Genomic DNA, 12,577 nt, shown 5'->3' on the forward strand with positions numbered 1-12,577 from the left:
CAGGCGCTTGTGACCATGCCGGGGTTGCTGCGGCGCAATATCGCCGCCGCCGTGCCTAGGATTGACGCAGACTACCGAAGACCTGATCGGCGAAGGCTTCTGGCGTACGGCCGGCAATGAAAGCCGCCGATGCAACTGGATCGCGAAAGCGCTGCGGATCGATCTCCACCATCCGTGCGATCGCCTTCGCCAGTTGCCGCGGATCTGTCACATCGGCAACCAGACCGAGACGATTGTCCCGCACCAGGCGGCCAAGCAGGCCGTAATCCTGGGTCAGCAACGGCTTGCCCGCGCGCGCCGCCCACAACAACACGCCGCTGGAGCCAACAAACCGCTGATACGGCGCCAGTACCACACCAGCCTGTTGCACCAGGGCAGCGATCTCGGCACTGGTGAGCCGGCGGTTCTCGATATGCATCCATAGCGCTGGCTGATCTTTCGCCAGACGCTGCCGCCGCAGGATGACCTCGCACAGGATGTCGGGTGCCACCTGCCCGGCCACCACCACGGCAATCTGCGCCGCCGTTTCGGGCCGCAGCAGATGCAGGGCATCGACCAGCTGCAGGACGCCCTTGCGTTCGGTCAGCATCCCGAACAGCAGCAGCATGATGCGGCCTGGCGGCAGGGCCACGGGTAGTCCCGCATCATTGGCCGGTGGTGGCGGAAAGGCCGGATCCGGTACGGCACTGACCTTGTCGCCGCGGTCATAGCGCTGCACGGCATATTCAGGGAAGAACGGATCCAGCGTCAGCACCGCGCCGACGGCTGGATTGCGCAACATCAGGCGATAGAGCAGATCCTTGCGCAGGTCGCGCAGCTTTTCCTTCCAGTCGGGCTTGTAAGGGCCGATGGCATGGTAATGCACCGAGGGCCGGAACAGGATGCCGCCCAGCACCGCCTTGCCTGCCCCAAGCCCGCAGGCCAACGGCAGGGTCAGATGGTCGAGCGCAAGGAAATGGCCGATGCCCGCACCGGTGCGACGCAGGTAGCGCCGCATCACCCACCAGCGGGCAAAGCCACTGACCACCAGAATGCGGTGCGTGCAGTATTTCTGCTCGGAGGGCGTCAGTGCGAGCAACCGCACACGGCCGCGCAGGGCTGCCGGCAAGGCCACATCCAGAGCCACCTGCAATTCCGGCGCCACTGCAAGCCAGATGCGATCAACAGCGGTCTGGCGGTCGACGCAGGCCAGAAGATGGCCGAGCCATTCCTCCGCATGGCCATGCGGGTCCGGTTCGAAGACCAGAATATCCTGCCGTCGCGCCTGGGGCTGGCCTTCGCGGCACAACATCGTGAGCGTCGCATCCACGCGGTCGATCAACCGGTCCCGGGCATGATGCCGCTCGACATGGCGGCGGCCCTGCTCGGCCATCTGATTGCGCAATGTCTCATCGTCCAGAAGCCGCAAGGCGGCAGCAGCCAAGGCCGGTGCATCGTTTGGCGGCACGCAGAGAAACGCTCCGGTTTCGGCCTGCAGATTCCACAAAGCGCCGCCGGGCAGAGCCGTGGTAACAAAACTGCGTCCTGCCGCCATGATGCTGTAGATTTTCGACGGAACCGCGAAATTGGCCCCATCGGGCTTCTGCGGCACCAAATGGACATCGCCGGCGGCCAAGCCTTCGGCCAGCCGCTCGCGCGGCAGTAGCGCCTCCATCTGTAGATTACTCAGGCCACGGCTGGCGATTTCGGTCGCCAGTCCGGCAGCCTCGCCACCGGCACCGCGCAGCAGGATACGCACCTCAGGCCGCAGATTCTGCAGTTCGGCCGCCAGGGCGATGATCTGCTCCAACCCCTGCTTGCGTCCGAAATTGCCGCTGTAGAGCAAGGTCGGCGGCCGTCCCGGAGGTGCCGGACGTGGCATGATGGCTGCGATATCCACCCAGATCGGCAATAGCTCGATCGGAGCCGATATACCGATGGCGCGCAACTCCGCCGCCATCTCATCTGACAGGACAAATATCGTATCGAGCCGGTTGAGGGTGATCCGTTCACACAGCCGCATCAGGTGGATCAGCAGGCCGGACTTCACCATGCCAAGTCCGCGGGCCAGGCCGGACTGGATATCATGCACCAGAGCGACATGGCGCCCGCCGCGTCGTGTCGCAAACACCCCCAGCAGCACGCAGAAGATCGAGGGACAGAGCGAGATCACCAGCTCATGGCGGACGATCCGCTGGGTCAGCAAGGCCCGGAGTCCGGCCAGCAAGAACATCAGCTCACTGGCAATCCGCATCATGGCCGAGCGTCGCTTCGGCAACCAGCTATGCAGACGCTCGACTGTTACGCCGTTTGCAAGGCCATGACGGGGCGCAGCATGGTTGAACGCTGCGAAATCCGCCGGGTCCGGGTAATGCGGCAGGCCGGTCAGGACGGTGACATTGCGTCCGTGTCGCACCAGACCTTCGGCCAGATCGACGCAATAGGGCGCCGAGCCGATGACCTCGGGCGCATAATTCTGGGTAACGAAGAGCACGGATTCGCGCAAAACCGCATCGCGGTCGTCGATCCTGGCCATGCGATCAGTTCCATTCGGCGGGTTTGGCCAGGACTGCGCGGTCGTATCCGTAGCTCATCTGGCCATAGCCGTAATTACGATAGCCCTTCGGATCGACGCGGGTCATCACCAGACCGGCGATGTCAGCCTGCACTTCGAGCAGATCCTTCAAGGCTTCCATCACGGCGTCGCGCTTGGTATCGCCCCAGCGCACCAGGAAGGCCACCTTTTCGACCATACGCGACAATGTGAGCACCTCCGCGCCAACCAGGACCGGGGCGCTGTCGAGCAGAATCATGTCGTAGCGCGGGGCCAGCGCCTGCAGGATCAGTCGCATGCGATCGGATGTCAGATGTCGCATCGCCTGCGGCGTGAAGACCCCGGCCGGAATGATGTCAACTCCCGACAGGGTATCGGTATAGATGCATTGATCTATGGTCTCGGGTTCATCGCAAAGCAGTTCGGCCAGGCCGTTACGGTTCTGGCACTGGAACAGCTTGTGCAGGCGTGGATTGCGCCAGTCGCAGTCGATCAGCAACACGCGCCGGCCATGGCTGGCCAGCAGACGCCCGAGCGAGCCGACCAGAACCGACTTGCCCTCCCCCGGCACGGCCGAGCCGAACAGCACGGTCTTCGGAGACTGGGCCGCTTCGGAAAGCTCAAGGCCGATATGCAGTTTGCGCAGCGCTTCGCTGTATGGCGAAACCGGTTTGCGCAGGACATGAGCCAGTGGCGTCATGCCACCGCGCAGAACCGGCACCAGGGAGAGCACCGGCAGACCGGTGAGCGTCTCCAGTTGGTCGGCGCGACGGAAGGTGCGATCCGCGCTGTCGCGCAGCAGCGCCACAACGATACCCAGCAGGATGCCGCCAACCGCGCCCAGGAAAACCAACAGAGTCTTCGGCGGGAAGCTCGGCTTGCTGGGCGGAGCTGCCGAGGAAATCAGCTTGGCATTCGGCTTCTGCAACTGGTCCTGTCCGATGGTCTCCTTCGAGCGGCTCATCATCTGTTCCAGCAGGTTGCGATTGACCGTCGCCTCGCGCTCCAGCGCATCCAGCCGGATCGACTTGTCATTCACATTGCCGGTCTGGGTCTGCAGACGGTCGAAATTCTGCCGCAGCGCTTCATAACGCGCGGCGGCGGTGCGCGCCTCGTGGCGCAGGCTTTCGATGGTGCGGCCAACCTCGGCATTCACCTTGTTGCGGATATCATTCACCTCGGCCCGCGCCGCCAGCACGCGCGGATGCTGAGGACCAAAGCTGCCGGACAGTTCGGCCAGGCGCCGGTCGGCTTCGGCCTGCTGGGTCTTCAGAGACTGGATCAGCGGGGAGCGCAGCACTTCGGGCACGCTCTGGTTATCCACCCCGGTGCGACGCAGGGTTTGCGCTTCGCCCAGACGGGAATCGGCTTCGGCCTTGGCGGTCTGCGCGGTGATCAGCTGGGTGTTCAGTTCGGTCAGCTGCTGGGCATTGATGCCTGCACTAGTGCCTCGATACAGGTTATTCTGTCGGCGATAGGTTTCCACCGCCTGGTCGGATTTCTCCACTTGGTCGCGCAAGACGGCGATGCGGTCAGAGAGGAATTTCTCAACCTCGGCACTCGCCTCCATCTTGTCGCTGCGCTGCCGCGCCAGATAGGCATCGGCAAAGCCGTTGGCGAGGCCAGCCGCCATATCCGGGGTCAGGGCACGAGCCTGGATATTGAGAACATGCGAGCGGCCAAGGGTCGTCGTCTCGATCTTGGCCAGAACGGTGTCGATCACCGCATTCATTTCGCGCTCGGCCTTGACCTGCGGCGGCAGATCTTCGGCCGGTGTCGGATTACCCAAACCGGGAATATAGGCTCGTGCGGTTTCGGGGAGGTAGCGCAGCGGATTGAGATAGCCTGTCCAGCCCGATTCGGGACGCAGCGCCGGATTGAATTCCGGATTCTGCGCAAGCTTCAGCCTGTCCACGACCTGTTGTGCCACTTCGCGCGACTGCACGATATAGGCCTCGTTCTGGATGCGCTCGGCGTCGGGGCTGATATCGGCAATGATCGCTTCGATATTCAGGGCGCGGGTGGCCGGCACACCGACCAGCACGCGCGTATCGGCCACATAGTGGGCCGGAATCTGCCTGGCGACCAGCAGGGCGATAACCGCGCAGACAAGTGTGCACAGCGCGATCAGACCGCGATTGCGCCACAGCTTGCGCAGCGTTTCGATGAAATCGCCGCCATCCTGCGGCGCCGGCGCGTAGATCGGCGGCGCCGCATAAACCGGCGCCATCGGCGCGGCAGGCTGCAGGCGGGTGGCGGGATTATAGCGATCGGGCAAAGCCATCAGAAATACCGCTCTCGGACAGTGATGATGTCACCGGGCAGAATCTGGGTATCGGCGTTTGCATCGAGCTTGGACTTGCCGCCCCCCTCCGCCGGGCGCGTGACATAAAACGAGCTTTCGCGGGCGCGATAGGTGAAACCGCCAGCCAACGCGATGGCATTGAGAACGGTCATGCCGCTGACAAAGGGATAACTGCCAGGGGTGCGGACCTCGCCAACGATGTAGAAGGGTCGGTAAGTGAGCACTTCGACGCTGACGCTCGGATTTTTCAGGTAGTCAGGAGACAGCTTCGAGACCAGCTCGCGCTCCAGGTCGGAGGCGCTCATGCCGCCAGCCTTCACCTGCCCGATCAGCGGGAAAGACAGCTGGCCGCCGCCGTCAACGGCGTATTCGCCTGTCAACTCCTGCTGGCCGAAGACGGTGATGCGCACACGGTCGCCCGAACCGAGACGATAGCCATCAGTAGCCGGCAGGGGGCCGGGACCGCGCGACGCGGTTTGCGCATCGGGCTGCATCTGCCGCACCGGCTGGGCAGCCGTTTGCTGGCTCTGCGCCATGGCTGGCAAGGCAACAAGAATGAAACCAAGCGCCACGACCGCAAGGGCAGGCGCAGGCGAGACAGACGAACGAATGGCTGTGATGCCAGAGACGGTCCACATGGCCGGGCACCTCTGCTGGTGGCGGGATCAGACATGGCCGCCTGAGGGCAACCATTCACATCACGCTAGCAACAAAGGCCCAGTGCCGGTGTGACCAAACGGGGTTTTATCCAGGGCTCAAAGATGGCTGCTGAGCCGCAGCATCACCACATTTTCGTCGAAATCACTACCGGCCACATTGGACTCGCGGGTACGGTAGGTATAGCCGCCCGACAGTGAGAAATTGCGGTTGATGAGATACTTGGCGCCAACGCCGGCCAGATAATAATCGTCGTCACGGGTGATACGTTCGAAGCTGTCATTCTGATAGCCCAGCGAGGCATTGAGGACCAGATTGCGGAGCAACTCGTGATCGGCCCGCACTTCGCCCCGGGTCTGGAAATAGCCTGGCGAGTTCGCAAGTGTGGTTTCCTGGATGTCGCGGTCGAGCGTACCGGTGATGGTGGTCAGGCGCGTCACGTTCCAGGTGAGTTTGATTCCGCTGGCCCAACCGTCGATCGATCCGAGCCGGGCATCGCTGTATTCCTGGCGGCGATAGCCGGCATAGGCATCGAGGAAGATCAGGCCGGTCAAATCGTATTGTGTCCCGGCGCCGATCAGGTAGCCATCCGAGTCACGGTTAAAACCGCCAGTCAGGCGCTCATATTCGCGGGTGTTGTAAGTGCTGAGCAGATAGACCTTGCGCAATGGTGCAATCTCGTAACCCGCCTTCAGGCCTGCCTCATACTGATCGCGATCACGACCGCTCTGGTCCAGCACGGCGCCGGCAGCATTGCGCACATTGTCATAGCGATAGCGCTCGGCCTTGCCGTCGGCACGCAGCGAGAAGCGGTTGAACTCCTTCTCGGCGCCGGCATTGCCGCCATAGACAGAATATTCGGTCGGTTCGGTACCGCCCTGATTGTCCGGTGAAGAACGCGGTTCATGGCGCACCTGATAGCCCGCACCGGCGAACAGGCGGAAATCGCGTAGCACATCGATGCGGCCATCGGTCGAAAGCGTATAGTCGGTGTAATCCTCGTCGTTGTTATCGGCATACCGCACGACACGGGAATCGGCATGCAGGTTCAGGGCGTGATTGTTCCAGTTCGAGCGCAGGTCGAGCGTCGGCTCGATGCTGGTGATGAAGTCGCTCTTCTCGTTCGTCGCCGTGGCGAAGATATTGCTGTTGTAGCTTTCCTGCAGCGCCAGATCGGGGAACAGCATAAAGCCGCCCAGCCGCACACCGACCGGATCGTAGTCCGGCCGCGGCCGGTTCATGACTGTTTCACCGCGCTGTGGCTCGGCCGGGCTTTGCACATCCTGCGATGCGCGTACCGGCTGCTGGGCGATGGCTGATGCCGGCACTACCCCGACAACAAAAGCATAGAGCGTCAGCGCGCTGACCGAACCAGAAAACCGTCGCATAGGCCGGGCCCCCACTAAAGCTATGGAATCCCGACGCTTATAACACAACCTGACGCGCGGATGGAACCCGGCGATGCCAGTCCCAGGCGGTTGTCACCATGCTTTCCAGGCCGGACAGGCCCGGCTGCCATCCGAGTTGTCGTATGGCGCGGCCAGCATCAGCCAGCAGAATCGCTGGATCGCCGGGCCGCCGCGGTTCGATACGGACCGGGATACTGTGACCGGTGATCTGACGGGCTACGGCGATCACCTCCCGCACAGTCGTACCGGCCCCGTTGCCAAGATTGAAGGCATGGGCGCCAACGGCGCTGGTGAGATACCGCAAGGCCAGGACATGGGCATCTGCCAGGTCAGAGACATGGATATAATCGCGGATGCACGTACCATCACGAGTTGGGTAGTCATCGCCATAGATCGCTATCTGGTGGCGACGACCTGCAGCCACCTCCAGCACCAGCGGGATCAGATGAGTCTCCACCGGATGGGCCTCGCCGATCCCCGCATCCGCATCGGCCCCGGCGGCATTGAAATACCGTAAAGACACTGAATGGAGACCATAGGCCCGGGCATAATCCTGCAGGGCACGCTCGATAATCAGCTTGCTGGTACCATAGGGATTGAGCGGCTGGGTGGGATGGCTTTCCGGCATCGGCGTGGTTTCCGGCTCGCCATAAACTGCAGCACTGGAGGAAAAGACGATGCGTTCGATGCCATTGCGCCGCATGGCATCCAGCAACGCGATGCTGCCGCAGACATTGCTGGCGTAATACTGCGCCGGATCGGTGACCGATTCGCCAACCACGATCAGGCCGGCTAGATGGATCACGGCAACGGGATTGTATTTGCGGATCACCTCGTCCAGCCGCACGCTGTCGATTAGATCACCGCCTTCCAGCGGCCCCCACTGCACCGCCCAGGCATGGCCGGAAACCAGGCTGTCATAGGCGACCGGCAAGTAACCGGCTTCGGCCACCGCCTTGCAGACATGGCTGCCGATATAGCCGGCGCCTCCGGTAATCAAAAGTGCCGGCCTGGGATCAGCAGCGGCCATAGGAGTCCACCAGGCGCACGATATCGTCTTCGCCCAGATAGGAGCCCGACTGCACCTCGATCAAATGCAGCGGCAGCTTGCCGGGATTCTCCAGCCGATGCGCCGCACCGATCGGGATATAGACCGACTCGTTCTCGCGCAGCAGGATGCTTTCCTCGTCACGCTGCACCAGCGCCGTGCCATGTACCACCACCCAGTGTTCGGCGCGATGGTAATGCTTCTGCAGGCTCAGCTTGGCACCCGGCTTCACTGTCAGGCGTTTGACCTGGAACCGCTCGCCGGTGTCGACCGAACGATACGAACCCCAGGGCCGATAGCAGGTGCTGTGCGACTGCGGTTCGGATCGGTTACCCTTCTTGAGCTGATCGACCACACGGCTGACTTCGTCGACGCGGTTCGCCGCTGCGACCAGCACGGCGTCGTCGGTGGAGACCACCACCACGTCATCCAGGCCAATCACCACGACCAGTTTGTCCTCGGTGCGCAGATAGGAATTATGCACATCGCGACTGACCACATCGCCGATGGTGACATTGCCCTCCTGATCGGCCGCACCGCTTTCGCGCAGCGCCTGCCACGAGCCCAGATCGCTCCAGGCCATGTCAACCGGCACCACCGCCACCTGTCTGGCATGCTCCATCACCGCATGATCGATGGAAAGGGCCGGCGCGGCGCCAAAGGCGTCCTCATCCAGGCGGAAGAAACCGAGGTCCTCACGGCCATCAGCCACTGCACGTTCGCAGGCCGTGTACATTTCCGGATGGAGACGCCGCACCTCGTCAAGGAAATGCCGCGCCGACAGAAGGAAGATACCGCTATTCCAAACATAGCTGCCGCTCTGCAGATAGCGCTCGGCGGTGGCGACATCGGGCTTTTCGACAAAGCGGTCGACACCGCGGACATGGTCCGAACCCTCCAGCAGCGGGCCGGTTTTGATATAGCCATAGCCCGGTTCCGGCCGCGTCGGACGGATGCCAAAGGTCACCATGCGGCCATCGACAGCCGCACCAAGGCCGGCTTGCACAGCACGATGCAATTCTTCCGGCATGCCAATGGCATGGTCCGCGGGCTGCACCAGCATGATCGCATTGGGATCTTCGCGAGTTAGCCAGAGCGCGACGGCAGCAAGAGCCGGAGCCGTATTACGCGCCTTCGGTTCCAGCAGAATTTTTCGCGCCTCAATCCCGAGTTCGCGCAGATGATCGTCGATCAGAAAACGGTGCTCGTCATTGCAGATCAGGATCGGCGCCGCAAAGCCCAGATCCGACGAATTTCGCAACACCGTTTCCTGCAGCAGGCTGCGCTGCGACATGAGCGGCAGCAGTTGCTTGGGGTAAGCGGCACGTGACATCGGCCACAACCGGGTGCCCGAACCGCCCGCAAGCACAACAGGGTGAATCCGGAAAGCGGCCTGGTCCAGCGTAGCGCTGGCTTCAATCGCGGCATTCATGGTCGACCTCACGGGGATGACTAGGATGCTGCGACTATGTCGATGCACCCGTGAAGCGACCAGTGATCAAACTGTGGTTCTGCGGCGCAGACAGCAGACACAGAAATGACAGAATTCTTTACGCAGCCGGCAAAGCGATACGCACGCTCAGGCCACCGCCGATGCGGTTGACTGCACTGATGCTGCCGCCCACCGCCTCGATGTTGCGGCGAACGATCCACAGGCCGAGTCCAGCATGTCCAGCGCCGCCATTCTCGGCCGTCAGAACAGCGGTTTTCGGACGCAAGGAGAAGTAGCGATCGAAAATATGCTCCACCTTGCGCGGATCGATGCCAGGTCCCTCATCGTCAACATGCAGATGTATCGTGCTGTTCTCGCGGAACAGATAGACCGCCACGGTCCCCCCGGAGGAAGAGAAGCTGATGGCGTTGTCCAGTACATTCTCGAATGCGATATCGATCACGCCGAGACCGGCACGCACGATCATGTCCTCTTCCAGGGTGCGGATCAGGCGGATGTGGCGCTCTCCCATGACATCGCGATACCGCAGCAGGATATCGGCCACTATGCGGGTAAGATCGACCCGTGGTCGCGGTGCGTCGATCAGATCGGCAGTATTGTGATCCAGCCGCTGGGTGGCATTGACCAGGGCGTTGAGGCGCCCCAGCGAGGACTCAATCAGGCTGACGGCCCGGCCGGCACGAACATTATCAGCAGGCAGTACGCGACGGATGGGATCGAGGGAGGCCTGGATCGTACTGAGCGGCCCCTTGAAAGAATGCGCATTATCTTCGGCGGTCTGGCGGATATCCTGGGCGATATTGCGCAGGTCATGCACCAGATGATCGAAATCCATCGCCACACTGGTCAGCTCAGGTACCACATTGCGGTCGGTGAAGGAGTAATCTGCCGTGCGTCCCTGCCGCACCTCGCGCGCCACCTTGCGAAAATGATGCAGGCTGCGCCAGACACTGAGGGCAATCAGGATCGCCAGAAGAGCAAAGGCGAAATAAATCGCCGCGGCGATGCGCACTTCGCGCGTCTGCCAGTAAGAACGGCCAATCGAAATGTTGAGGAATTCAGTGGTTGGATGGGCCGAGATCAGAATCCAGCAGCCCCAGCGCGACTGGATCGGCAGCAGCGATGTCATGATTTCCTCATGGCCGTCGGGCTGGCGGTAGCGGATATCGATGGGTTCGTCCCAGGCGCAACGATCCGAGAGCTGGCGCAGAATCCCCCGTTCGGCCAGGCTTTCCAGCTCGGTGCCGATCCGGTCCGGCCGCACTTCCGGGGTCGAGGCAATGAAATAGAAATTGCCGCTGTCGCCACCACTGGCCGGGCGGAACATCAGTTTCAGCAGCGTGCGGCCGTCGTTGAACCGTTGCAGCTCGGCATTCAGCGTCTTATGCGGCACGCCCTCGGGCCGGTTCAGGATCGGCACCAGGGCCTGTGCGATCAGCCAGCTGCGTTGCTGGATGCCACGGCTCACCAGCTCGCGCCGCTGCTTGTCGGCACCCTCGAACTGGCCGTAGAGCACGATCGGCAGGGCGACAAACACCGCAATCAGCAGAACAAGCTTGAGCGTCAGCGAGGCGCCAAGCCGGCGCACCCGCTGCAGCATATCAGGCTGACTCGGCCGGGATGGTGCGCCAGCGGTATCCGAAGGCGAGAAAGTTCTCGATTTCAGCAAAGTCGACATCGATGGACCGGAATTTGTTGCGAATACGCTTAATCGACGAACGCACATTGGTGCGATAGCCATCTTCCCCCGCGCCGGCGATGAATCCGGCATGGTGCACGCAATCATAAATCGCACGATAGGTTGCATATTCGCCGGCATTTCTGACCAGCATGTGGACGATATTGAACTCCACCACAGTAAGGTTGACATCGGTGCCGCGCCACCAGGCCCGACTGATCTGCGGACGCAAAGTGAGCGCGCCGCATTCGATATTTTCCTCCTGCCGCTGTTCGGCCGGAATCTTGCCGGCACGAACGATCAGGTTCACGCGCTTGGCCAGGATTGCTGCGCCACGCGATTTGTTGACAAAGTCCATCGCTCCGTTTTCCAGCGCGGCATTTTCATAGGTCGCTGCCAGCATGCCGGTGAGGAAGATCACCGGTACATTGATACCGCGTCGCCGCGCCTGCCCGAGCAGTTCCAGCCCGGTGACGCCCGGCATACGCCAGTCCAGCACCAGAACATCGCTGGTCTTGCCACTGGCGAAGTATTCGAACATGCCGGCACCGTCGCGGAAATCCACGACGTTGAAGCCAAGATCCCTCAGCTCACCGCCGATGGCCTCTCGAAAGTCGTCATCGTCGTCGACCAGAACGATGCGTGCGCCATCACCCTGCTGGGCGAGCTCATTTGCTGCCGGTGCGGGATCGCAGATCGGCGCTGCAATTGCGTCTTCCCTGTTCAGTGCCGTCATGGCCATTCACCTCATAGCTGAGAACACGAAACACCCGGGTCTGAACGTCGGGATAGAAAGAGACGTCGAGGGTGCATTGGGGGTAGCGGTAGCGCCAGACACGAGCCGGCGGGCGTTGCTCTTCCTCGGCCGGCGCGCCCAGCATCTGGCGAGCCTGTGTCGTATCCAGGCCCACTAGATTGAGGCCGGCCTTGCCATCGAGTGTGGTGCCGGCAGGCGCCACCGCAGGGATCGCCGTGGAAGGCGGTACAGCGGTCGCCGGGGCAGAAACCGGCGTGGGCCGCGCCTGCGGGACTGCGGGGACAGGAGGCTGGCTTGCCACGGACGGCTTCGGCGGCGGAGAGACATTGCGGAGAGGCTGCTGCGCAGGACGGGGGGCGGACCAGGAAAAATCCGGGCGCGCGCCGCTGCTGTCTGCCGGCCACTGGCGCGCCTCGCAGCCGCCCAGCAACACCAGACAGGCACTGGCAAGACACCATGGGATCATCCCCTTCATCATCGGCCCCTGCACAAGAACATCACCGGAAACAGCAACCTTTGACGTCGAACAGGCGTCATGCCCGGTCCGGCGCGCAAAAAATCGTTCCGGGAACGCGGGGAAACCCCGGGTCACCGGCCTTCTCGTGTTTCCCCCAGGGACTGTTGCCGCCGGGCTTGCAGCCCGTCAGCCAGAGCCAAACGCTCGAACAGCAAAAAGATCGCACCGAAGCCACACAATAATTGCGGCGGGAGTGAACACCCCTATCGATGGCGATCAA

The 12,577-nt window shown here is 62.3% G+C and carries 9 protein-coding genes; all 9 read right to left on the reverse strand.

The genetic code is table 11. The features are described 5' to 3' along the window. Nucleotides 1-55 precede the first annotated feature (55 nt). The 9 genes from AC1ROB_RS17665 to AC1ROB_RS17705 all read right to left on the reverse strand — a co-directional run bounded on the left by AC1ROB_RS17665 (nucleotide 56) and on the right by AC1ROB_RS17705 (nucleotide 12,432). Nucleotides 56-2,515 (reverse strand): glycosyltransferase, encoded by a 2,460-nt coding sequence (locus AC1ROB_RS17665; protein WP_492969800.1) that lies wholly within the window; start codon nucleotides 2,513-2,515, stop codon nucleotides 56-58. A 4-nt stretch (nucleotides 2,516-2,519) separates the two neighbouring features. Further along, entirely contained in the window at nucleotides 2,520-4,817 is a 2,298-nt protein-coding gene (locus tag AC1ROB_RS17670; protein ID WP_492969799.1) for a GumC family protein, read from the reverse strand. Next, nucleotides 4,817-5,476 (reverse strand): polysaccharide biosynthesis/export family protein, encoded by a 660-nt coding sequence (locus AC1ROB_RS17675; protein WP_492969798.1) that lies wholly within the window; start codon nucleotides 5,474-5,476, stop codon nucleotides 4,817-4,819. The genes AC1ROB_RS17670 and AC1ROB_RS17675 overlap by 1 nt, the downstream gene beginning before the upstream one ends. Before the next feature lie 117 nt (nucleotides 5,477-5,593). After that, nucleotides 5,594-6,883, reverse strand: coding sequence for an outer membrane beta-barrel protein (locus AC1ROB_RS17680; RefSeq protein WP_492969797.1), 1,290 nt, complete (start codon nucleotides 6,881-6,883; stop codon nucleotides 5,594-5,596). Nucleotides 6,884-6,920: 37 nt separating this feature from the next. Next, nucleotides 6,921-7,934, reverse strand: coding sequence for a UDP-glucose 4-epimerase GalE (gene galE, locus AC1ROB_RS17685; protein WP_492969796.1), 1,014 nt, complete (start codon nucleotides 7,932-7,934; stop codon nucleotides 6,921-6,923). Next, nucleotides 7,921-9,384: a mannose-1-phosphate guanylyltransferase/mannose-6-phosphate isomerase gene (locus AC1ROB_RS17690; protein WP_492969795.1), complete on the reverse strand. Its 1,464-nt coding sequence runs from the start codon at nucleotides 9,382-9,384 to the stop codon at nucleotides 7,921-7,923. Before AC1ROB_RS17690 ends, galE begins: the two co-directional genes overlap by 14 nt. A gap of 118 nt (nucleotides 9,385-9,502) precedes the next feature. Beyond that, the gene (locus AC1ROB_RS17695) at nucleotides 9,503-11,005 is read right to left on the reverse strand and encodes a sensor histidine kinase (protein ID WP_492969794.1); all 1,503 of its coding nucleotides are present in this window, start codon (nucleotides 11,003-11,005) and stop codon (nucleotides 9,503-9,505) included. 1 nt (nucleotide 11,006) lies between these two features. After that, on the reverse strand, nucleotides 11,007-11,819 hold the full coding sequence (locus tag AC1ROB_RS17700) for a response regulator transcription factor (protein WP_492969793.1): 813 nt from the start codon (nucleotides 11,817-11,819) through the stop codon (nucleotides 11,007-11,009). Continuing rightward, complete coding sequence (locus tag AC1ROB_RS17705) at nucleotides 11,752-12,432, reverse strand: hypothetical protein (RefSeq protein ID WP_492969792.1); 681 nt, start codon at nucleotides 12,430-12,432, stop codon at nucleotides 11,752-11,754. The genes AC1ROB_RS17700 and AC1ROB_RS17705 overlap by 68 nt, the downstream gene beginning before the upstream one ends. Between the last annotated feature and the right edge of the window lie 145 nt (nucleotides 12,433-12,577).

The organism is Ferrovibrio sp. GW821-FHT12F09 (assembly GCF_058806775.1).

Bases quoted from the DNA above. Each gene is read 5' to 3' on its own strand.
- AC1ROB_RS17665 (WP_492969800.1), bottom strand. From the start codon at position 2,515: ATGGCCAGGATCGACGACCGCGATGCGGTTTTGCGCGAATCCGTGCTC.
- AC1ROB_RS17670 (WP_492969799.1), bottom strand. From the start codon at position 4,817: ATGGCTTTGCCCGATCGCTATAATCCCGCCACCCGCCTGCAGCCTGCC.
- AC1ROB_RS17675 (WP_492969798.1), bottom strand. From the start codon at position 5,476: ATGTGGACCGTCTCTGGCATCACAGCCATTCGTTCGTCTGTCTCGCCT.
- AC1ROB_RS17680 (WP_492969797.1), bottom strand. From the start codon at position 6,883: ATGCGACGGTTTTCTGGTTCGGTCAGCGCGCTGACGCTCTATGCTTTT.
- galE (WP_492969796.1), bottom strand. From the start codon at position 7,934: ATGGCCGCTGCTGATCCCAGGCCGGCACTTTTGATTACCGGAGGCGCC.
- AC1ROB_RS17690 (WP_492969795.1), bottom strand. From the start codon at position 9,384: ATGAATGCCGCGATTGAAGCCAGCGCTACGCTGGACCAGGCCGCTTTC.
- AC1ROB_RS17695 (WP_492969794.1), bottom strand. From the start codon at position 11,005: ATGCTGCAGCGGGTGCGCCGGCTTGGCGCCTCGCTGACGCTCAAGCTT.
- AC1ROB_RS17700 (WP_492969793.1), bottom strand. From the start codon at position 11,819: ATGACGGCACTGAACAGGGAAGACGCAATTGCAGCGCCGATCTGCGAT.